The organism is Kitasatospora sp. NPDC052868 (assembly GCF_044547105.1).
GTDB lineage: Bacteria > Actinomycetota > Actinomycetes > Streptomycetales > Streptomycetaceae > Kitasatospora.
In genome coordinates, this window is sequence record NZ_JBITZW010000035.1 from 23,848 (window position 1) to 44,511 (window position 20,664).

Consider the following 20,664-nt stretch of genomic DNA (forward strand, 5'->3'; position numbering starts at 1 on the left):
GGCGAATCTCAGCTCTTCTCGGGCTCGCCAAGGGTCCATCCGCTGACCGCGGCGACCGGGCCGCGCCAGGTCGGCAGGGTGTGGGTGGACCGGCCGTCCCGATAGGTGACGTCGCGCAGGTGGAGGAAGCGGGAGTCCGGCGGCAGGCGCCGGCCCTTGTCGCCGTTCTCCTCGATCCGGTCGCGGGCCGTCCCGACGGCCCGGCGCAGGTCGTAGGACAGGTCGTGGTGGGAGTCCTGGCCGAGCAGGACTTTCACGATCTGCTGCACGGCTTCCTTCGCCCCCGCCGGGTCCTCCTCGTGCTGCTGGGCCTGCGGGGAGCGTGCCCGTGGGTGTTGAGCGTCAGTCACCACAGAGCGTGCCGCCGTGGCAGCCTCGGCCTGGACCGCCTTCTTCCACGACGCTGTGCCGCTCCCCTCACCTGAGCGGGTCCGGGGTGAGCTACAGCTCGGCACAATGCGCGCGGCGGCGGCCCACCAACAGGGGTAGGCCGCCGCCGCTTCCAACGAGTCGCTCGGACCACGTGGTCAACCGACAGGCACAGCCTCGCTGTGCTTGTTGAGCAGGTCCAGCATCTTGTCGAACTCGTCAGTCGGCATCGTGTGGATCAGGTAGCGCGCTGCGGCGGCACCGTCCTCGTAGGGGAACGGCTTGGGCTGCTGTTCCCTTGTCGTTTCGGCTGGGCTGGCCTGTCCAGGAACGGCTGGTGCGCTCGACTGCCCTGCGCTGGCAGGGGCGTCTTGCTCCGTGGGAGCGGGTTCCGCCGGCGCTGGGTTGGCCTGGTCCGTTTTACGGCCGTAAAACGGGTCTGCCCCGGGCTGGTCAGGACCGGCAGCCGACTCTCCTGTCAGCGGGGCGGAAACGGCGGCCTTCTTGGCAGCCTTCTTGGCAGCCGACCGCTCGGCAGATGCTGCCGCCCTCTGCTCCTGCTCGTCCTGCCACCACGCCAGTTGCTTCGCGGGGTCCCACTGGTTGTCCCGGGCCAGCTTGCCCAGCGACCGGGCGGCCTCGAGAGGCATGGCCTTCTTCCGCACGAGCTCCTGGACCTCCGGAGCCAGGTGGGTGAGGAGGATGCGCTGGGTGACCCATCCGTCGACCCGCTCGAAGTGCTGGGCGACGGCGCGGTTGGAGCCGAACTCGGTGACGAGGGCTTGTACGGCGTACGCCTCTTCGACGGGGTCGAAGTTCTGCCGGTCGACGTTCTCGGAGACCACTGCCTCCACGAACGTCTTGCGGTCCTTGGCCAGGCCGTCGTCCACGACGCAGTCCAGGTTGGGGTTGCCGGCGGCGTCCGCGCCACGGTACCGACGCTCACCGGCGACGAGGACGTAGTCGACGTCGCCGATCTGCTCCGCGTGGTCGGGCCACAGTTTCAGGTAGGCACTGCGGCTGACGGCGGGACAGGCCTGGATCTGGCGGCGGTGCAGGCTCTTGCCGAGGTCGAGCAACTCGGCTTCGGTACCGAAGTCGGTGCGCGGGTTGACGTCGTTGGGGGCGAGCCGGTTGAGGGGAACGCGGAGCAGGCGGCCGGCCGCCCGGGTGTCGGCGACTGGGGTGTCTTCGTCATCGCCGAAGAAGTCGTCGAACTCGTCGTGCTTGGTCATCATCGGCCCGCCGTGTACTTCTGGCGGCGGAGCTGGTGCTCCAGGGCCAGGGAGACGAAGTCCTGCTTGGCCTTGGTGGCGATGTGGTTGGACTCGTACTGGGTGCAGACCCGTCCGTTGGTGATGCCGCGGGTGTGCGGCTTGTAGTGGCGGACGGTGGCATGGTAGAGCTCCCAGCCCCTGCTCTGAACGAGGCTGATGGTGCGATCGCGGTCCGCGACGCCGTCGCGGGGGTCCCAGTTGTTGACGACGACGCCGTAGGGGATCTGGCGGGGGATCAGAACCCGCTCCACGGTGACCCTGGTCGGGGTGAACGCGGAGCCTTCCGCTTCCAGGGGGACGATGACGTCGTCGGCGACGTCGAGGACCGCTCGCAGCGCGTCACCGGTGGTTCCGTCGCCGAGCGGGTCGATGGACTCGTCGTCGTCTTCGGCCCTCAGCGGCATGAAGCCGGGGGTGTCGACGATGATGATGTCGGCCTTGGCGCTGCGCAGCCGGCGCAGCTTGTCGATGCTCTGGCTGGCGTCGACCACCCGGAACGGGACGGGTCGGCCGGCCTTCCGGACCTTCTCAGCATGCTCGATGCTGGTGCCCTGTGGGTCTATTGAGACGACCGCAACGGACGGGCCGTCTGAGGACTCGGGGTCGCAGCCGAGGATCTCGGCGTAGACCGCGGCGAGGTTGACCGACAGGAGGGACTTGCCGACCCCGCCCTTACGGTTCAAGAGCACAGTGATGTAGGGCATGAACTGCTCTCCGACTACTTCCCGGAAACCCGGTACTTCGGATGGATGGGAAGCATCCTCTCAGATGATCAGAGCGGTACCCGCACGGCGTGCGAGGCTTCGGAGTTTTACGGCCGTAAAACTGGCTCCCCGCCCCGACCGGGGCGGCGCCCGCGAGACATGCGAGTCCTGGGAGTTTTACGGCCGTAAAACTCCCGGAACCCACCACACCAACCCTCACGATCGAAAATGGATCGAACGAACTCCATCCAGTTGCCTGGAGCCTGAACGCGCCGAAGGCCCGCACCCCCGAATTTGGGGGTGCGGGCCTTCGGCGTTCTTCGGGGCGGGTGGGTCAGTGGCGGGCGAGCGCCCCGGCCTGGTGGCGGTGGAGCAGTGCGTGCTGGCCGGGGTCGAGGCGCCAGAGGCCGAGGCGGCCGGCGGCGGGGATGGGGTCGGCGAGGGCCCGGACGTCGGTGAGGGTCCAGTGCCACAGGCCGGGCAGGCCCCAGGGGCGGCAGCAGCCGGTATCGCGGTGGCAGTCGGTGATGCTGGCGGTTGCGACGATGGCGCCGGTCGTCAGCGCCGGGGCGCCGGGGCGGGCGAGGGCGGCCCGCACAAGCGGGTCGGCCTGGCCGTCGCGGGCGAGGGCGCGGGCGGCGTGCAGCACGACCGGGCCGCGGTGTTTCGTCGGCCAGGACCGGTTCTCGACGCGCTTGTCTCCGGCGAGGATCGCGGCCAGCCAGGGCTGGCGGATCGTCAAGGCCGGAGCGACGGTGTCAGGGGCCGGTGGGTCCGGGGGCTCGCCGATGCGGCGCAGTGCCTCGGGGAGGGCGGTGTCCCAGTCGCCGGTGAAGGCGAGGGCGCGGTCGTCGATGTAGAGCGCCGCGCCCAGCTTTTTGTTCGTCACGAGAATCTGCTGGCCGAGCCAGTAGGCGCGGTCGGGGTCGTTGTCGACGACGGCGTCGAAGCCGTGGCGGACCAGCCAGGCGGCGATGGCGGGGTGGTGGTTGCGGCTGCGGGCGGTGACGACGAAAACGGATCGTCGGGCCTGGAGGGTGCGCAGCGCTTCGAGGGCGCCGGGGATGGGTTCGCCGTAGATGCGGCCGTCCTGCCATCCCTGGTCATGGCGTACGAGCGTGAGGTCGTAGTCCACGCCCACGGCGTGGCTGGCGGGGGAGTCGGGGGTGAGGGTGATGACGGTCATGCGCGGGTGGGTTCTCCTCAGCGGTCGAGTCGGATGGTGATGGTCGGTCGGCGGTCGGTCGGGTCGGGGCGGTGGGCGGTGCGGCGGTGGGCGCGCAGTCCGAGCGGGCCGCCCTGGATCGGGGTGCGGCAGTCGGGGCAGGAGCTCCACCAGTCGGTGCCGGGCGGTAGCTGCGCCGGGGTGAGCGGGTGCGGGTGCGGGCCGGGTGCGGCGCGCGTCATCGGGGCCTCCGGGAAGCGGGGCCCGGCCCGCCGAGGTGGGCGGGCCGGGCCGGGACGGCGGCGCGGGCGAGGGCCAGGAGCTGTTCGAGCTCGGCCAGGGCGAGGCCGTCGGCGCACTCCAGGCAGCAGCCGAGCGACGTCGGGATGCAGTGCTCTCCGACGGCGCGGCACAGCGGGCAGGTGCGGCGGGCGAGCATCATGCGCTGGTGGGCCTGCCAGCGGGCCGGGGTCATCGGCCGCACGGGCAGGGCCAGGGAGCGGTGGTACAGGTACCCGAAGCGGCCGCCTCGGCAGACCACCTGCGCGGCCGGTTCCTGGCCGCCGATCCGGAGGCCGACGGCGCGCAGCTGTCGGCGGGTCATCAGGTCCGGGGAGGGGGCCCAGCGCCAGGGGTAGGTGGGCAGGCCGCCGTGGTGCTCGCCGGTCGGGTCGAGGTCGGATGCGCGCACGGGTCTCCTCCGGGGTCAGCGGGCGTGAGCCGGTTCGAGGTAGGCCGGGCTGATGGCGGTGACGGTCTCGACCCGGGCGAAGCCCTCGCCGAGCAGCTGCTCGGCGGTGGGGACCAGGTGCTCCTGGTCGAGCAGGACGTGGTCGGGTACGACCCGCTCCCGGGCGGCGTTCTGCGTCCGGCGGCGCTCCAGCGGGACGTCGAACAGCACCGCGACACAGGGGCGCTGCCAGTAGCGGGCGCGGGCGAGAAGGCCGGCCCTGACGTGAGGCTGGAGGGCCGTGCTGTCGACCACGGTGGCGAGATTGCGCGAGAGCCGGGCGTCCAGCAGCAGCGTCTGGACCTGGTCGGCGACCGGGGTGGCGCTCTGGTCGGCCGCCGAGTCGGTGGCCATCTCGCGGTAGTCGTCCAGGCTGAGCCGCCAGGTCGTCGGCCAGTAGCGCGTGGCGAAGGCGGTCTTGCCGGCGCCGCTTCCGCCGACCAGGACGACGAGCGAGCCCGGTTCAAAGGTGAGGTTCACGAGGGCGGGTCCTCTCGGTGGTGGGTGTGGGGGGCTGTGTCGCCGGTGGTCAGGGGCGGGTGGCGGCCTGTTGGCCGAGGACGTAGCAGCGCAGGTCGATGTCGGCGGGCAGGGCCGGGGCGTCGGTGCCGAAAAGGAGGTCAGCGACGGCGGCGGTGAAGACCCGGGTGACGGCGTCGGACCCCTTCTTCATGACCGGGGCCTGGAAGAGGAGGTAGCGGGCCGTCAGGAAGAGCTGGGGAGTGAGGCCGGGGCCTGCCAGGATGCACAAGGCCTCGTCGCGCAGCAGGGCGGCGTCGGCCGGGGCGGGGGTGGCGGTGTAGAGGGGGTGGCCGCCGGTTTCGACGTGGGCGGTGTCGAGGCCGCGGGCGGCGATGCGGGCGGTGAGTTCGGCGCCGGCCTGGCGGGCGGCCTGGCCGCGGAGGAGCTGGTTGCCGGCGATGGTGCGGCCGTCGGGCAGGACCGCGCGGTTCTGCAGGATGTCGGCGCTGGGGGCTTCGCGGGCGAAGCGACGCAGGGCCGCGAGGCCGTAGTGGGCCATGGCGCGGGAGGCGGGGGTGTCGTCGCCGCCGCGGTAGGTGTGGGTGGCCGGGTGCCAGGTGGAGCCGTCGCGCAGTCGGCCGACCGGGCCGAGGCGGTCGTAGTTGGTGCCGGCTGCGGCGATGGGGGTGCGGAAGCGGTCCGGGTTGTAGGCGATGCCTCGTCCGACGCGGCCGGTGGCGCGGGCGGCGGCCTGGTAGCGCCAGTCGGTGACGGAGGTGTGGACGGCGGCGAGCGCGGCGACGCGCTCCTCGGTGCCGGTGGTGGTGGCCAGGAGGTCGGCGAGGTGGTCGCGGGCGGCGGTGGCGGCCTGGGCCATCCGGCAGGAGAACGCGCGGCGGCGGGCCTGGTCGGCGGGGTCGTTGGTGCGCAGCGCCAGCGGCGAGGTGGGGAAGCGGTTGAAGGTGATGGCGGGCAGAGCGGGCATGCGGATCTCCGTTCCAGCGGGCGGGTTCGGCGGGTCGGGCAGACAGTGGTCACCGGCGGCCGGTCCCGTCCCCCGATGCGCGCCGCCCGCCGGGCTGGGTGCCGGGCGGGCGGTGTGGTCCGGGGGCGAGGCCGACGGCCGGGTCAGCTGATGAGCGCGAGGACCAGGACGGCGAGCAGCACGGGTACGGCCAGGGCGACGGAGCGCGGGATGTCGATGCACCGCGTGAGACGGTCGATCTCGTCGCTGATGTCCTCGCACTCGGCGAGCAGGCGGGCGCGGGAGCGGGAGCCCTTGGGCATGGTGGCGAGGGTCTGGCCGCGCTCGTGGTGCGTCGTGCGCAGGGCGGCGATGCGGGCGTCGCGGTCGATGGCGAACAAGGGCAGTCCTCTTCCGGGATCGGGTTCGGTGGGTGGTTCGCGGTGCGGGAGGATGGGGGCGGGTCGGCGGCGAGGCCGACCCGCCGGCACCCTCGGGTGCCTTGGCCTCCGGGGTGTCTTCTTCATCCCGGAGGCCGCTCGCGTTGGGCGCTCGGTCACGCAGAACGAACAGCGGGCTTGAGCGCGGGCTCGGCGTCCTCCACGTCGCTGCGCACGCGCTGGCAGGTCGAGCGCGTGGTCTTCTCGTCGCCGGTGAGCAGACCCTTGGCGGTGAGCGCGGCATGGATCTCGGAGACGAGCGGACGGCGGTCGAGAGCGGTGTAGAGCTGGCGGACGGTCGCCCGCCGGGCGTAGGTGAGCGCGGCCCCGGTCAGGGCGACCGGCGGGTGAGCGTCGGCGGTCTGCGGGTGAGCGCCCGGCAGTGCGCGGTGAGCGCCGTTCGTCCCGCCACCTGCGGTGATCTCGCGCTCAGGTGAGCGCTCGATGTAGACGCCCTGCGCGGGGAGCAGGGTGGCGTGGGCGGTGGGCAGCGGCTGTCCGCCGTACGGCGGGCGCGGGGTGGGGTCCTCGTGAGCGCCGCCACCGGTGCCGGTGAGCGCGTCGACGGACGGAGCGCTCACGCCGTGCTCGCCGTGAGCGCCCTTGGCGTGGTCGATGATCTCGTGCACGCGCCAGATGGCGATCGGGACGACCATGGCGAGCGGGATCGCCAGCTCCCACTGGATCTTCCACACTCCGTGAGCGTCCAGCTTGACGCCGAGCAGGTGCAGGTCGGTCAGGATCGCGGCGATCTGGCACAGCATCATCACCGCGAGCGCGATCCGCATCTCCGTCTTGAGCTTGCTGCGGGTCGCGGCGACCACCCACCCGTCCACACACACCGCCAGCAGCCACGCCAGCGCGGAGTTCATCCCGGCGGTCACCGCCAGCTGGTGCTCCTTGTAGGAGGTGTACGCCAGGCCGGCCCCGAGCACCGTGCGGGTCAGCAGGAACGGCACCAGGTGAGCCCGGCTCGCCGCCGCCCGGCGCAGCACCCGGCGCCACCACCGCCGCTCCTTCCGGGCCCGCCGCGCCTCCAGCTCGGCCTGCTCGGCACGCAGCGCGGCCAGCTGCTCCTGCGTCTCGGCAAGCTCGGCGAGGGCGTCCGCGGTGACCTGGTCGGCGTCCCGCCGGGCGGCGGCGCGCAGGCGCTGGCCGTCGGCGTCCGCCTTGCCACGGGCCGAGCCGGCCTGGCGCAGCTGCTCGCCGATCTGCTGCCGGGCCTGCTCGATCTGCTGCTGCGCCTCGGCCTGGAGCTCCTGGGCGTCGGCCTGCCCGCGTCGGCGCAGCTCGGCGGCCTGGCGCCCGGCCTCCTCGCGGAGCTCCGCCGCCTCGGCCTCGGCCTCGGTGCGCAGCTGGTCGGCGGCAGTGGCGGCCTCCTCCCGGGCGGTGTCCGCGTCGGCGAGGGCGGTCTCGGTGAGGCGGGCGGCCCGCTCCTCGGCGTCGGTGTGCAGCTCCTCGGCCTGCGTCTCGGCGGTGGTGAGGATGTCGCGGGCGGTGGCGGCGGCCCGGGTGCGGATGGCCGCGGCCTGCGTGGCGGCCTCGGTGAGGGTGCGGTCGGCCGCGGATGCGGCGTCGCGCTGCACGGTGGCGGCGAGCTCGCGGGCGTCGGTCAGCTCCTGCTCGCCCCGGGCGCGGTCGGCGGCAGTCCGGGTCCGGGTGTGCTCCAGCGCCTGGCGGGCCTGGTCGACCTGGTCCTGGACGTCGGCGAGGTCGGCCGCGGCCCGGCTGCGGGTCCGCTCGGCCTCGCGGCCGGCCTCGCCGAGCAGCTTGGCGGCCTGCTCCTCGGCGGCCTCGGTGACACCGGCCGCGACGGCCTGGGCGCGCTGCTCGGCGGCGGCGACGATCCGGCCCGCTTCCGCCTGGGCCTGGGTGCGGACGGCGGCGGCGCGCTGTTCGGCGCCGGCCAGCAGCGCCTGGGCCCGGCCGGTGGCTTCCTCGAGGAGCCGGTCGGCCGCCGCGTGGGCGTCGGCGTCGGCTTCCTCGCGCTGTTCCCGGGCGTGCTGGAGGATCAGGTCGGCCTGGTCGGTGGCCAGGTCGAGAATCCGCCGGACCGTCTGCTCGGCACGCTGCGTGATGGTCTCGGCCTCGGCGGCGGCGTCCGCGCGCAGCTGCTCGGCTTCGCTCGCCCACTGCTCGGCGGTCGCCAGCTGGCGGCCGGCGGTGGCGGCCGCGCGGTGCAGGACGGCGAGCGCCTGGTCGTCGGCGAGGGCGAGGACGTCGGCGGCGCGGTCGGCGGCATCCGCCAGGACCGGGTCGGCGGCCGGCCGGGCCGCGAAGGTCTCGGACACCTCGACCGGGGTCTTCGCCGAGGCGTCGGCGGGGGTCTTGGCGGTGGGCTTCTTCGCGGCACGAGCGCGGCGCGGGGCGGTGGTGCGGGCCGGGGTCATGGCCGGGGACTCCTGTCTGCTGGTGACGGTGTGTGGCGGCCTGGGCGGCCGAGCGGGGTCCCGGCGGCGGTGGGCGGCCAGGGTGTGGAAGCGGCCCCGACCGGCGGTGTCGGGGTCGTTTCCGGGGGGTGCGCGGATCCGATCCGTTTGATCTGTTTCCACAGGTCACGATCCGTTTCGTGATCCGTGCCGATCCGTGGCTGATCCGTGTCCACCACGGATCGGCACGGATCGGCCACGGATCGCGGCACGGATCAGCGGGGCCGCTGTGTGGCTACGCTGCGTTCTCGTCGGGGAGCGAAGTGAAAGCCGTTTCGACGTTGCTGAGCCAGTAGCCGGACGGCGGGTTCTTCTTGTCGAGGTCGAACCGGCGGACCGTCGACAGGTCCTTGATGCCGGCCTCCTTGAGCTCCTTGCCGATCTTCTTGACGCCCTCCCGGCGACGGTCGGCAGGCTCCTGGCCGTCCCACTTCCGCCACTCGTCGCCGATGGTGGCGAGGTGGTCCAGGACCTCGTCCGTGGTGAGGAAGTCCGGGTCGCCGTGCTTCTCGAACGCGGCCCGGATCGCCAGCAGCACCAGCGGCAGTTTCTCGTTGTCGCTGCTGTCGGCGGGCTCGGGGGTGATGGTGACGGTGCCGGCGGCGAGCCGTTCCTGTGTACGGAGAGTGGCGGTGGCCGCGTCCAGGTGGGTGGCGCGGCGCAGGATCGGGTCCCGCAGGCCCGGGGCGAGGATGTAGAACGTCCCGGCGTCGGCGGGGTCCCAGTCGCCGGGGGAGGGGGTGAGCCGGTGCGGCATCCAGCCCTCGGAGATCGCGGTGTCGCTGCCGACGACCAGCGGGACGTCGGCCTTGCGGGCGGGCAGCATGATCCGGATGCCGAAGACGTCGGCGATGGCGTCGCCGACGACCTCGCTGGTGGCGTCCTGGGAGAGCAGGATCACCGTGTCCCTCGCCTTGCGGCCGATCCGCCCCAGCTTGATGACCTTCTGCTTCTGCTTCGGAGTCAGCTGCGGGTGCTCGTCGACGATGACGAACACGGCCGGGTTCTCGTCGTCCACCTGGAAGTTGTCGACGTCGTCGCCCATCTGCTCAGTGCGGAGCTCCGCCTCGCGGATCGCCCAGTCCAGCGCGTCGTCGATCGCCTTCTCGGTGTAGGCCCGCATCGCGGCCAGGCGGCGCAGCGGGCCCAGTCCCCGGCCGGTGGGGTCGATGTCGATGACGATGGCGTCGGTGCAGCTGGTGATGTAGTCGGCCATCGCCCGGACGATCATGGACTTCCCGCCGCCGGGCACCGCGATCACCATCACGTTCTGCCCGGCCAGGGTGATCCTGGTGGGTTCGCCGTCCATCGAGGGGCCGAGCACCATGGGCTTGAGGATGCTGTTCGAGCGCGGCGGGTAGACCGGGTGCGGCGGCATCGGGTCGAACGGGTCGCCGGTGAGCACGCGCAGCACCACGGATCCGGCGGCGGCCTGCTGCGGCTGGGCCATCACCCCGCCCTGGCGTACCCCGAGCAGCACCTCCAGCTCGGCGAGTTTGGCGACCAGACCGGCGGGCTTGCCCTTCGTCAGGTGGGCGATGGCGCGCCAGCCCCAGCGTTCCTGGGTGACGTCGGTGACCTGGCCGATGGCCAGGCCCTCGGCGAGCAGCGCGAGGTGGATGCACTCGGCGGCCTGCTGCACGCCCTGGGCCTGGCGGATCGGGTACGGGTTTCCGGTGGGTGGCGCCGGCGGCGCGGTGGGAGAGCCGCTGGCGCCGCCCGGGGCGGCCGCCGGGTTCCCGGCAGCCTGCTGGCCGGCCGGGGCGATCACCTCACCGCCGTCGGGCAGCGGGTAGGCCAGGTCAGGTTCGGCGCGGCGGGCGGACCGCCACCGGGGAAGAACGCTTTTCCCCCATGCAGCCAGGACCACGGCCGCGCCGGTGGCCACGCCCTCCGCGGTGAGCGTGGGCAGGCCGCCGAGCAGGCCGGGCAGCCCGTAGGTGCCCAGCACGGTGAGCGCCAGGCGGATACGGCGCCGGTGGGACATGCGCCGCCGGTGGTCGCCGACCTCCCCCGGAGTCACCGGCGCGTGCCCGGTGTAGGTAAGGGCCAGCAGGTTCGCGGCCTTCTGCTCCCACTGGGCGGCGGCGGTGCGGGCGGCGAGCTCGGCGCGCTTGGCCGCGGTGTGGCCGGCCGGGGTGACGCCCTGGGCCTGGGCGGCGGCGCCCGAGGTGTTGGCGGCGGCCAGCTCCTGCGCGGCGCGGGCGGCCAGGGCGGTGTGCTCCGCGCCGCGCGCCGCCTCCCACACCTGGTGGCGATTGTTGAGGATGTGCAGGGCCACCGCGCGGTCGGTGAGGTGGTCCTCGGTGACGAACAGCCAAGCCGCACGTTCGCCGGCCAGGATCCGCAGGCCTGCGGGGACGTGGTCCATCTGGCGGCGCCACCACGGCGCCGGCTCGGCCGGGCGCGGGCCCGGGTCGTCGTCGTCCAGGAGCTCGCCCTCGAGGATCTCCTCCTCGGCGGGCTCCACGCGCAGGTCGATGCTCACGGGCTCCCCCTTCCGGGTCGGGTCTCAGCGGGTGGAGGCGACGTGGTTCAGGGCGTCCAGGACGACCTGGCCGCCCTTGGAGAGGGCCTCGTTGGCGTAGTAGGTGACCAGCGGGACCGAGGCCAGGGCGGCGCCGTTGACGAAGCCCAACCTGACCTTCCACTTGTCCAGGCCCGAGGCCGTGGCGCCCGGGGTCCGCGGACCCGCCGCACCCTTGGCCGACTTGCGGGCGCCGGCCAGCACGACGGCGACGACGAACAGCAGCAGCGCGCCGCCGCCGCCGACCGGCACCGGGTTCGCGCCGTGGAACTGGGCGGTGGAGGCCGCGCCGGTGCTGGACCACAGGGACAGCTGGCCGCCCCACGCGCTCGCCTTGTAGCCGAGCCAGCCCAGGCCGCCGAGGATGCCGCCGGCGCACAGCCCGCACAGGGTGCCGAAGCCGGTGCCGATGGCGTAGGGGATCAGCTGGGCGTGGTCGGCGTCGCCGCTGCGACCGAAGGCCCCGCCGCCCTTGCCGCCGATCTTCGGGAGCGGGATGCCGTAGGTGCGGGCGAGCTGCCAGCCGGTCAGGCCGAAGACAGCGGCGTAGGTGCCGAGGGTGACGTCCATGATCAGTGTCCTCCGGTGAATGCGGTGGTGAGCCAGGTGATGGCGTCGGTGAGAGCCGGCAGCGACAGGCAGCCGGACAGGACGGGCAGCCACACCGCCGCGCGGCGCAGCGGGGAGATCTCGGCCCGCCTGGCGCCGGCCAGCGGCAGGGCGATGGCGACGAGTTCGACAGCGGCGGTGGTCGCGGTGTCGGCGTGGAAGGCGGCGCAGCCGTAGTAGGCGGCGCCGGCCAGGAACAGGGAGCGCAGGGCGGGCTTGCCGCCCCACAGGACCGCGATGGCCGCAGCGGCGTCGACGCCGTAGTTGCCGGTCAGGCCCGGCTGGTAGTGGTGCAGCAGCCAGGCCGGAACAGCGGCCAGCGCGGCCGCGGTGGCGTTGGCGCCCAGCTGCAGCCACGAGAAGTCCCAGAACGGCTCGGGCTCGGCGGGCGGAGCGACCACCATCACCGGCACCGGCTGCGGAGCCACGACCTCGACCGGCACCACCATGCCCGGGTCCGGGGCGCCGAAGGGCGACGGCGCCGGGACGAAGGGCGGCGGGGGCGGGGCGTAGTACGCCGGGCCGGCCATCGCCGCGTCCGCCGTCCAGCCGTGCGCCGCCCAGTCCGCGTACGGCGGCGCCAACGGCGGCACGGGCGGGGACGGGGGCGCGGGCGGGGACGGGGGCGCGGGCGGCGGGGCGTAGATCCGCTGGGTCTCCCACCAGTGCGGCGCCCGGCCGCCGGGCACCGAGGCAGGCGGGACAGTGTCCTCCACGATCTCGGCGTCGACAATCTCGACGCCGTCCAGGCCCCCCGGCCCGGCGGTGGCGGTGTTGAACAGGCCGGAGAACGTGCCCGCGCTGGTCGTGGTGTCAGACATCGCTGCTGGCCGCCTTCCGGATCCGCTCGGCCATGAACGCGGCCGGGTCCGTGTTGCGGGCGCTCCAGCGACCGAGCGTGGCGCCGGACTCCTCGGCCACGGTCACGGTCACGGCCCTGTCCTTGACCTGCTTGCGGTGCTGCTTGACGGACCAGACCAGCAGCACCAGGACCGGGACGGCCGTGGCACCGACGAAGAAGTAGAGAATCAAGGGCTGGTGGTGCATGGTGCTCCCCCCTTTGGGAGTCGACGGATGCGCAGGAGCGCGGCGGGTCAGGTCACTGGGTGACGGTGATGCACGGCGCGTCAACCTTCCGGCCACCCGTGTGGGTGGCCAGCGCGGCGCGGGGCTCGTCAGAGCCGGTTGGGCTGGACGTCGAAGAAGAGGGTGGCGGCGCCGCTCATGTGCGGGTTCTGGCGGAACATCTCGCCGACCAGCCACTAGTAGAGGTCGTGGCGGGACAGCCCGGCGCTGGGGGATCAGTGGCCCGCGTAGGTGTTGACCATGTAGCCGCCGCTGTTCGGCAAGGGCTTCTGCATCGTCAGCAGGTACTGGTGGGTGCCCTGCACGGCCGGGGCCTGGGCGGGCTGGGCGGTACTGGTGGTGGTCACGATGGTTCTCCTGACGGGTCGTGGTGGATCGGGGCCGGTGCGGCCGGACGGCTGTACCGGGTGGTGCGGTTCGCGCCGTCGGCCGGGACCGGACGGCGAGCTGATCGGTGCAGAACCCGGGTGGGCGACGGGTGGAGCTGGCGGTGCGGCGGGCGGCTAGTCCCGGACGGCGGCGGGGCCGGAGAGGGCCCGCGGGGTCTCGCTCCAGCGGGGGCCGTCCCGGAACGGCGACCAGAGCTTGACCTGCTCGCGCTCGTGGCGGCTCCAGGCGTCCAGCGGGTCGTCGCCGAAGGCGGCGAGCTCGGCGGCGGTGTACTCCTGCAGGGCGAGCTCGCGGGCCCGCTCGCGCCGGTCGGCCTTCGCGGCGACCCGAAGCCGGGCGGTGGTCGCGGCCTCCTTAGCGGCGTCGGCGGCGGCCTCGTTGGCGATCTCCGCCTCCAGCTCCGCGAAGTCGTCGCCGGCCTCGGCCGGGAGGACCACCACGATCGAGGCGTCGGTGCGCACGATCGCGTCCGCGCTCTGGGCCAGCAGGCGGCGTCGGGTCTCGCTGCCGTCAAGGTCGCTCTCCAGCCACATCTCCGGGTCGGTGCCGGTCAGCGCCGCGACCTCGGCGGCGAACCGCTGCGCGGTCTCGGTCCACGACCGCGAGGCGGTGGTGGTGGCGCGGACGATGTGCCGGGCGAGCGCGGCGGCGCCGCTGGTCGGGACGGCGGCCGGGCGGCGGCCGGTCAGCGTGTGGGACATGCGGGTGCCTCCTGGATCGGGCGAGAGCGGGAACGTTGCTGGTGGTGGGCCCTGGCGGGGCCCGCCGCACCACTCCCGGCGCCGTTCCGGCATGGGCATGCCAGGACGGCTCCGAGAGGCAGGCGGCGGGAGGCCGTGCTGCTGAAAGAGGGGAGGGGAGGGCGGTCCGGACTTACTGACGGGGGCTGCCCGCGGGCGGCTCGGGCCACGGGCCCGGACGCCCGAAGTTGCGGCGCGCGGCGGAGGCGGTCGGCCCGGTGTACGGGTCCGGCGAGTACACCCGCCGGCCGGACCGGTCGGTCGCCGCCGGCGCCGGGTGGACCTCGCGCCCGCCGGGCAGCGGCGCCGACGAGTGCCAGCCTGTCGACGAGCTCCCGTCAGTCCGAGTACTCGTGCCGCCGGAGGTGGTGGAGCTCGACGAGTTGCTGGAGCCGAAGCCGAGGAACGCGGCGATTCGTCCCGCCATCAGGACGCACCTCCCGCGGCGCCCTGGCCAGCGGTCGGCTGCGGGGCCGGCTGGGGGCTGGGGATCTGGGCATCGGCCGGGGGCTGACCGGTCATGCCGTGAGCGGTGGTGTGGGCGGTGATCTGGCCGTTGAGGTTCGCAACGGCGGAGTACAGCTGCTCGCTGGTCACTTTCCACCGCCCTTGCGGCCGAGCAGGCCGACGAGCAGGCGACCGGCGGCCTTGGCCGCGTCGGCGATCTGCTTGGAGTCGATAGGCGGAACGGGCGCGGGCCCAGCGGCGATCGTGGTGTCGATCAACGTCAGCACCCCGCCATCTGCGGCCGCAGGCCCTCGATGAACTCGGTGACGGCGTTCTGGACGAACCAGCTGATGTGGGTCCAGGTCGTGGCGGCCTTCTCGACGTGCTCGGCGGCCTGCTTCCAGACCTCGGCGACGACCGCGTTCACCGCGCCGACGCTGGCGGCCGGGTCGGCGGACGTCAGGTCCCGGATCACGAGGGCGATGACCTGGTCCTCGTACTGGACCTGCAGGGGGGCGCTGCGGTGGGCGGTGAGGGCGTCCACCATGCTCTGGACGCTGAGCGCCTGGGGGTGGAGGGTCAGGGTTGCCCCGGTGCTCCCGATCGGGTTCTGGTGCGCGATGCTGGTCATGCGGATCACTCCCTTGACGAGTCGGTCCGTCGAGACCCCGGTGGATGCTGTCCAGGCGCACCGGGGTCTTGCCGTTTCCACGAGTACTTCCATGTCGGCTTAGCCAGCTTAGCTGGTACAGTCACTGTGTCAACTAAGCCGGTACAGCTATCTATGCCAGAGAGGTGGCTCTACGATGTGGCTCATGACTGATCCACCCGCCCAGCCCTACCAGCGGATCGTGGAGGACGTGCGCGATCAAATCCGTCTAGGCAGACTTCGGCCAGACGACAAGCTGCCCAGCACCCGCGAGCTGGCCACTCATTACGGAGTGGCCCACGGGACCGTACAGAGGGCACTCGCCGACCTCCGGGTGTCCGGGCTGATCTACTCGCATCAGGGGAAGGGGAGCTTCGTGCGACAGGCGCTAGACGAACCCCAGGCGCCACCCGAACTCCAGGAGCTACGGGAGCAGGTCAGCGCGCTGACTGCCCGCCTGGAGCGGGTCGAGCATGAGCTCTTCAAAAGGACGTGATCCACAGGCACTCCCTCAGGCGGTTCTGATAGACAAATCAAATCCCGCCCAGGTAGTGACTGACCATCACATCTCCATGGGGAGATCCGTACGCGAGCTCATCAACGCGTTCTCAATATCCACGTACACATGGGTTTTGGGGCTCCGCCCCTAGGCTCGCGAGCATGACGACAGCGGAGGCGGGGAGCATGGCAAAGGTGCGGTTGGGGTGGCGGCCCGAGAAGCTGCGCGAGCAACGGGAGGCTCACGGCCTCACGCTTGAGGACGCCGGCGATCGGCTCCGCACGGTGGCGGAGCAGGCCGGACTGAAAAACGTCCCGGCGGCGCACCCTCAGACGATCTGGCAACACGAGCAGGGTGAGATCTACCCGGGCCCGGACTACCGACGGGCGTACTGCGCGCTCTACCGGGCGACGGATCCGCAGCTCGGTTTCCGGAATCCGCTGCCGGGCGAGAACACCACCTTTGCGCTAACTCCGATGTCCGCGACCAACAACGGCGCTCACGTACTGGCTGTCGAACGGGCAGTGCACCGGATCGCACCGGGTACAGCCGAGACCGACAACATGGCAGTACAACAACGGATCATGGATGCATGGCGGCGGCGCCACACGGGCGGTGACCCAAACCAACCCTTGATCGTCCTGGTCGGCGGATACGCTGGCAGCGGGAAGACAGAGCTCGCCAGGTTCCTGACCCAACTGACTGGCTGGCCATTGTTGGACAAGGACCCACTGACCCGGGCGCTGGTAGAACGGCTGCTGGTCTCGCTCGGCGGCGACCCCAATGACCGACACACGGAGTTGTACCGAAGCCAAGTGCGGGCGCTGGAGTACGACTGCTTGATGCAGGCCGCTTACGCCAACGTAGCCTGCGGGATCAGCACGGTCCTGACCGCACCCTTCATCGCCGAGATGACGGACGCTGCGTGGATGACCCGGCTTATCAACCGCACCCGCGCCAAAGGGGTCGACGTGGCGCCGATCTGGGTGAGCTGTGACGCGGAGTCGATGCGCGAGTACATCGGATTCCGTTCAGCCGCCCGCGACGCATGGAAGTTGGCCCACTGGGACGACTACATCGCCACCGTCGACACAGAGCTACGACCGGTGGTGCCACACCTGGTGGTCGACAACCGCCTCGGGACGGCAATCTCGCTGGCAGACCAGGCCCGTCTCGCACTCGCGGAGGTACGTGTATGACCAGCCAGCAGCGGCGCGGCGTGCTCCTGTACGGGCCGCCCGCCTCCGGCAAGGACACCATCACCGCAGCGCTAACGCGACACGACGAGCAATACCATCAATTCGAGCGGCTGAAGATTGGTACCGGCAAGGCGGCCGGCTACCGAATGGGCAGCGAGGCGCAGCTGGCGGAGCTGGCGGCGGCGAACGACGTCGTCTACGCGAACTCTCGGTACGGCAACACCTACGTCGTCGACCGGCCCGGACTTGATGCCGCCTTCGAGGCCGGGGTCCCGGTGGTACACCTGGGGCAGGTCGACGGGGTCCGCGCGCTACTGGACGACTACCAGGCCACGTGGCTGAGTGTCCTGTTGTGGTGCCCCCAGGAGGTAACAGCCAGCCGGTCGACCGAGCGCGGCGACGGGGACACCCTGGCGCGCCTGTCTGCGTGGGAAGCAACCCGCGCGGACCTGGACGCCAACTCTGGGTTCCGCTTCGACCTGGTGATCCGGACCGACACCGTTTCCGCTGAGCAGGCTGCCGAGCAGGTCTCCCAAGCGCTCGAATCGCGCGGCCAGCGCCTGCTGATGGTCGACTTCGACGACACACTGATAGCCCGCCACGCGGCGGTCACCTCCTGGATCGCCTCGTACTGCGCCGAGCGCGGCCTAGCGTCCGACGCCAGGCGTCGGATGCTCGACGCCATGCAGGTCCGCGCCGACCTGAGCACGTTCGAGGCGCTGCGTGCCGAGCTCGGCCTGGCCGAGTCGGCTGCAGACCTCTGGGCACGCTATGGCAACGAACTGGCTGCTACGGTCCGACCCTTTCCCGGGGTTCTTGACGCGCTGGACGTCGCCCGAGCCGAGGGATGGCGCGTAGTCATCGTGACCAACGGCGGCAGCCAGATCCAACGCGCCAAACTCAAGGCGAGCGGCATCGTCAATCGGGCCGACGCGATATGCATCTCCGAGGAGGTCGGCGCCAGAAAGCCCGAGCGCATCATCTTCGAGACAGCGGCTGCCAGCGTCGGCCAAAGCCTCGCCCAAGGCGGCTGGATGATAGGGGACAACGCCAAGCTGGACATCGTCGGCGGCCGCGGGGCCGGGCTGCGCACCGTCTGGGTGTCGCACGGCAGACCGTGGCCCGGTGGCACGGAGCCGGACTACATCGCGCAGGACGTCCTAGCCGCCGTGGCCCACGTCCGCGGCAGTGTCCGATGACAGGCCATCAAGTGCTTGGTGTCCTACACCCAGGCAGCATGGGCGCCGCAGTCGCAGGCTGCGCCGCGTCGACCGGCGCTCAGGTGCTGTGGTGCGAGGCAGGGCGGAGCGACGCGACAGCTGCCCGTGCCCAGCGGTTCGGCCTGGAGCCAGTAGCCGAGCTGGAGGAGCTGCTGGGGCGAGCCGAGGTGGTTCTGAGCCTTTGCCCGCCAGCTGCTGCGGAGATCGTCGCAGCCGAGGTCGCCCAGTACGGGTTCACCGGGCTGTTCGTGGAGGGCAATGCGATCAGCCCGGAGCGGGCGCAGCGGATCGCCGAGCTGGTGGGCCGCACGGCGCGGGCTGTGATCGACGGCGCGGTGATCGGCTCGCCACCGGTCGGTACGAAGCGACCCCGGCTGTACCTCTCCGGGCCAGCGGACGAGGTCTGGATGGTCGAGCAGCTCTTCTCCGGCACCGCAGTGTCGACACGCGTACTGGGCGAGGAGATCGGCCAGGCTAGCGCTCTGAAGATCTCATACACAGCCTTCCAGAAAGCATCCCGGTTGCTGGCCGCGCTGTCCTACGGCCTCGCGAGGGAGCATGGTGTCGAGCAGGCACTGCTCGATGTCGCCGGCCAGCGGGCCGGCTCGTACCTGACGGAGACTGACTACATTGGCAAGACCGCTGCCCGAGCATGGCGGTGGGGCCCCGAGCTACAGGAAGCCGCCGACACTATGGCCGTCGCAGGCCTCCCGGAGGATTTGCTTCGCTCGGCAGCATCCACGCTAAGCCGGTGGGACGACTCCAAGAACACCAAGATGTCGGCCGACCAGGCATTGGATGAACTGATCCGCGCCGAGGCTGAGCTGTCCAGCCGACACGCCAAGGACGAACAGTCCGAGGACCCTGGGAGACGAATAAGCTAAGCCGGTCGCCCGCACGGGCGGCATATAGACCCAGAAAACGCGAAAGCGGCCCCCAGTCGCCAAACTTGGGCCGCTTGCGCTTCTCAAAACTCAGGCTCTTACCAGGGACACCCAGGTGAGCGCCCAAGAAACAGCCGTTGCTGGTCCGACGGTACCAGGCATACCCAGCCTGGGGCGAGAGACACCTGTCTCATCGCCCAGCCGGGCGAGCGCCTGGTGCCGACGGATTGGCAACGGCGGGAGAGCGAGCACTCGTTGCACCACCCCGCCCCCCGGCGCCGCCGTGTCACTCCGGCCGCACCACCCATCTATGACGCACGTCACCCCATCCCGGATCACACCGTGCCCGGACTTCCGGCCTCTAGGGGCATGCAGAACCACACTCATGTCCAGCACCCGCCCGCCTACCACCCTGCCGTCGTCCAGGCCGGGCTGCTCCTGGTGCCCGCCGCCGGATCGGCGGTGGCCAAAGTGAGGTCCGGCGCCGAGTTCTACACCGGCTGGGCTCCTGAGCCGCGGGAAGAAGTCGCACTTCCCCTTCGACTTCGAGGTGAGTGGTTCGACTTCGCTGGCGTGGACGCCACCGTGCTGATCCGCGAGGCCGCCAGCGACTTTGGGGGCACCCGATGAACACGTCGCACGACGACGACACCATGCGGGTCGTCCCGGGCACCGAGCCGGTCACCGAAGTCACCGTGCACATGCACATGGTCTACGGCTCCAACCTGCCCGATCCTCTGGACACGCTTGTGCTCCTGCACTTGATGTTCATGGTGGCCGGCGGCACCTCGCCCACCGCGGCGAAGGTGCTGGCCGCTCTCCGGGCCGAAGGGGTCCAGGCGGGCAACGGCTCGGGGCTGATCGGTCGCGACGCGGTGCAGGCGTCGTTCCGCCGGCTGACCGAGGCCGGGTTCCTCCGCCGGATCGGCCAGGCCCAGGGACAGAAGGGGCGGTTCGGCGGAGCCGGGTACGAGCTGTACCGGCGGCCCGCGTACAACCCGGACTGGATGCCGTCGGAGCCGCTCAGCGCTGATGGAGCTCCGGTATCGCCGCAGGTCACACCGCAGACGGCAATGCCGGGCACGGCTGGGGCCCGAAAGGGTCGAAAGCGCATTTCCGCAGGTCAGACCGTGGACGGCATTGCCGGTCACGGTAGCACCGCCCACGGCAATGCCGGTCACGGTGAGAAGCGCATTTCCGCAGGTCAGACCGTGGACGGCATTGCCGGTCACGGTAGCGCTTCCCCCCCACACCCCCCGGAGGTAGGAACTACCCCCCCTAACCCCCGTGCCACAACGGACCCCTCCGTCTCGGCTGACACCGTGACGGGGAGGGGGAGCGGGACTCGCTCCGCGAGGAACAACAACCCCGCGCCCATGACCGAGGAGCAGCAGGCGGTCGTCCGGTTCCTGATGGAGCTGCCCGCGCCGTTCGCGTGCGGGCTGCGGGACGCGAAGAAGTTCGCGTCCCGGCTGCTGGCGGCCCTGCCGCTGCTCGGCTACACCGAGCTGGACGACGTCCTGGTCTACGACCTGACCCACCGCTCGGCCGGTGGCCTCAAGGACCCGTCCTCGGCGATCGGTGCCCGGATCGACAAGTTGCGCGCCCGGCACGTGGTGCTGCGCGACCGCGACGCGCCGTCGGTGGCCCGGCCCCGGACCGCGCCGGACGACGTCCGCCCGGCACAGCACTGCGGCGACCTGGACTGCGACCCGATCACCCGCACCCGCGGTGTCCGGGACAAGGCCGGGATTCTGCGCCTCCAGGCGTGCCCGCAGTGCCAGACCACGGCCTGACCCGGTAGCGAAAGCGGGCGGCTGGACCCGGCATGGTCCAGCCGCCCTGCGGAACCGCCCACTCACTGACTGACCAGG

At 71.9% G+C, this 20,664-nt stretch carries 26 protein-coding genes; 6 read left to right on the plus strand and 20 right to left on the minus strand.

Going from position 1 to position 20,664, the window contains the following annotated elements; translation table 11 throughout:
• Nucleotides 1-8: 8 nt before the first annotated feature.
• The 20 genes from ACIGZJ_RS34440 to ACIGZJ_RS34535 all read right to left on the minus strand — a co-directional run bounded on the left by ACIGZJ_RS34440 (nt 9) and on the right by ACIGZJ_RS34535 (nt 14,970).
• On the minus strand, nt 9-269 hold the full coding sequence (locus tag ACIGZJ_RS34440; RefSeq protein WP_396460971.1) for a hypothetical protein: 261 nt from the start codon (nt 267-269) through the stop codon (nt 9-11).
• Between the two features lie 258 nt (nt 270-527).
• Nucleotides 528-1,607: a ParB/RepB/Spo0J family partition protein gene (locus ACIGZJ_RS34445; RefSeq protein WP_396460972.1), complete on the minus strand. Its 1,080-nt coding sequence runs from the start codon at nt 1,605-1,607 to the stop codon at nt 528-530.
• The gene (locus ACIGZJ_RS34450) at nt 1,604-2,350 is read right to left on the minus strand and encodes a ParA family protein (RefSeq protein WP_396460973.1); all 747 of its coding nucleotides are present in this window, start codon (nt 2,348-2,350) and stop codon (nt 1,604-1,606) included. Before ACIGZJ_RS34450 ends, ACIGZJ_RS34445 begins: the two co-directional genes overlap by 4 nt.
• Before the next feature lie 334 nt (nt 2,351-2,684).
• Nucleotides 2,685-3,536, minus strand: coding sequence for an ASCH domain-containing protein (locus tag ACIGZJ_RS34455; RefSeq protein ID WP_396460974.1), 852 nt, complete (start codon nt 3,534-3,536; stop codon nt 2,685-2,687).
• 17 nt (nt 3,537-3,553) lie between these two features.
• Nucleotides 3,554-3,757 (minus strand): hypothetical protein, encoded by a 204-nt coding sequence (locus ACIGZJ_RS34460; RefSeq protein ID WP_396460975.1) that lies wholly within the window; start codon nt 3,755-3,757, stop codon nt 3,554-3,556.
• A complete protein-coding gene (locus ACIGZJ_RS34465; RefSeq protein ID WP_396460976.1) occupies nt 3,754-4,206 on the minus strand; it encodes an RRQRL motif-containing zinc-binding protein in 453 nt (150 codons plus the stop codon). The genes ACIGZJ_RS34460 and ACIGZJ_RS34465 overlap by 4 nt, the downstream gene beginning before the upstream one ends.
• Before the next feature lie 15 nt (nt 4,207-4,221).
• Nucleotides 4,222-4,725, minus strand: coding sequence for an AAA family ATPase (locus ACIGZJ_RS34470; protein ID WP_396460977.1), 504 nt, complete (start codon nt 4,723-4,725; stop codon nt 4,222-4,224).
• Between the two features lie 49 nt (nt 4,726-4,774).
• Nucleotides 4,775-5,692: a hypothetical protein gene (locus ACIGZJ_RS34475; RefSeq protein WP_396460978.1), complete on the minus strand. Its 918-nt coding sequence runs from the start codon at nt 5,690-5,692 to the stop codon at nt 4,775-4,777.
• Between the two features lie 143 nt (nt 5,693-5,835).
• The gene (locus tag ACIGZJ_RS34480; RefSeq protein ID WP_396460979.1) at nt 5,836-6,072 is read right to left on the minus strand and encodes a hypothetical protein; all 237 of its coding nucleotides are present in this window, start codon (nt 6,070-6,072) and stop codon (nt 5,836-5,838) included.
• 155 nt (nt 6,073-6,227) lie between these two features.
• Nucleotides 6,228-8,501 carry a hypothetical protein gene (locus ACIGZJ_RS34485; protein WP_396460980.1) on the minus strand — a complete coding sequence of 758 codons (2,274 nt, stop codon included), beginning with the start codon at nt 8,499-8,501 and terminating at the stop codon, nt 6,228-6,230.
• A 274-nt stretch (nt 8,502-8,775) separates the two neighbouring features.
• A complete protein-coding gene (locus tag ACIGZJ_RS34490; RefSeq protein WP_396460981.1) occupies nt 8,776-11,028 on the minus strand; it encodes a hypothetical protein in 2,253 nt (750 codons plus the stop codon).
• A gap of 24 nt (nt 11,029-11,052) precedes the next feature.
• Nucleotides 11,053-11,637, minus strand: a complete 585-nt coding sequence (locus ACIGZJ_RS34495; protein WP_396460982.1) for a hypothetical protein — start codon at nt 11,635-11,637, stop codon at nt 11,053-11,055.
• Nucleotides 11,638-11,639: 2 nt separating this feature from the next.
• A complete protein-coding gene (locus tag ACIGZJ_RS34500) occupies nt 11,640-12,497 on the minus strand; it encodes a hypothetical protein (protein WP_396460983.1) in 858 nt (285 codons plus the stop codon).
• Nucleotides 12,490-12,723, minus strand: coding sequence for a hypothetical protein (locus ACIGZJ_RS34505; RefSeq protein WP_396460984.1), 234 nt, complete (start codon nt 12,721-12,723; stop codon nt 12,490-12,492). Before ACIGZJ_RS34505 ends, ACIGZJ_RS34500 begins: the two co-directional genes overlap by 8 nt.
• A 254-nt stretch (nt 12,724-12,977) precedes the next feature.
• Nucleotides 12,978-13,109, minus strand: a complete 132-nt coding sequence (locus tag ACIGZJ_RS34510; protein WP_396460985.1) for a hypothetical protein — start codon at nt 13,107-13,109, stop codon at nt 12,978-12,980.
• A 156-nt stretch (nt 13,110-13,265) separates the two neighbouring features.
• The gene (locus ACIGZJ_RS34515; protein ID WP_396460986.1) at nt 13,266-13,853 is read right to left on the minus strand and encodes a hypothetical protein; all 588 of its coding nucleotides are present in this window, start codon (nt 13,851-13,853) and stop codon (nt 13,266-13,268) included.
• 172 nt (nt 13,854-14,025) lie between these two features.
• Nucleotides 14,026-14,319 carry a hypothetical protein gene (locus ACIGZJ_RS34520; protein ID WP_396460987.1) on the minus strand — a complete coding sequence of 98 codons (294 nt, stop codon included), beginning with the start codon at nt 14,317-14,319 and terminating at the stop codon, nt 14,026-14,028.
• Nucleotides 14,319-14,489: a hypothetical protein gene (locus tag ACIGZJ_RS34525; protein ID WP_396460988.1), complete on the minus strand. Its 171-nt coding sequence runs from the start codon at nt 14,487-14,489 to the stop codon at nt 14,319-14,321. The genes ACIGZJ_RS34520 and ACIGZJ_RS34525 overlap by 1 nt, the downstream gene beginning before the upstream one ends.
• Complete coding sequence (locus tag ACIGZJ_RS34530) at nt 14,486-14,617, minus strand: hypothetical protein (protein WP_396460989.1); 132 nt, start codon at nt 14,615-14,617, stop codon at nt 14,486-14,488. The genes ACIGZJ_RS34525 and ACIGZJ_RS34530 overlap by 4 nt, the downstream gene beginning before the upstream one ends.
• A gap of 2 nt (nt 14,618-14,619) precedes the next feature.
• Nucleotides 14,620-14,970, minus strand: a complete 351-nt coding sequence (locus ACIGZJ_RS34535; protein WP_396460990.1) for a hypothetical protein — start codon at nt 14,968-14,970, stop codon at nt 14,620-14,622.
• Nucleotides 14,971-15,154: 184 nt separating this feature from the next.
• Between ACIGZJ_RS34535 and ACIGZJ_RS34540 the strand changes: the two genes are divergently transcribed.
• From ACIGZJ_RS34540 to ACIGZJ_RS34565, 6 genes are all read left to right on the plus strand, one after another.
• Nucleotides 15,155-15,484 (plus strand): GntR family transcriptional regulator, encoded by a 330-nt coding sequence (locus ACIGZJ_RS34540; RefSeq protein WP_396460991.1) that lies wholly within the window; start codon nt 15,155-15,157, stop codon nt 15,482-15,484.
• 164 nt (nt 15,485-15,648) lie between these two features.
• A complete protein-coding gene (locus ACIGZJ_RS34545; protein ID WP_396460992.1) occupies nt 15,649-16,686 on the plus strand; it encodes an AAA family ATPase in 1,038 nt (345 codons plus the stop codon).
• Nucleotides 16,683-17,885, plus strand: coding sequence for an HAD-IA family hydrolase (locus ACIGZJ_RS34550; RefSeq protein ID WP_396460993.1), 1,203 nt, complete (start codon nt 16,683-16,685; stop codon nt 17,883-17,885). Before ACIGZJ_RS34545 ends, ACIGZJ_RS34550 begins: the two co-directional genes overlap by 4 nt.
• Before the next feature lie 38 nt (nt 17,886-17,923).
• On the plus strand, nt 17,924-18,790 hold the full coding sequence (locus ACIGZJ_RS34555; protein WP_396460994.1) for a DUF1932 domain-containing protein: 867 nt from the start codon (nt 17,924-17,926) through the stop codon (nt 18,788-18,790).
• 369 nt (nt 18,791-19,159) lie between these two features.
• On the plus strand, nt 19,160-19,420 hold the full coding sequence (locus ACIGZJ_RS34560) for a hypothetical protein (protein ID WP_396460995.1): 261 nt from the start codon (nt 19,160-19,162) through the stop codon (nt 19,418-19,420).
• Nucleotides 19,417-20,586, plus strand: a complete 1,170-nt coding sequence (locus ACIGZJ_RS34565) for a hypothetical protein (RefSeq protein WP_396460996.1) — start codon at nt 19,417-19,419, stop codon at nt 20,584-20,586. Before ACIGZJ_RS34560 ends, ACIGZJ_RS34565 begins: the two co-directional genes overlap by 4 nt.
• Nucleotides 20,587-20,664 lie beyond the last annotated feature (78 nt).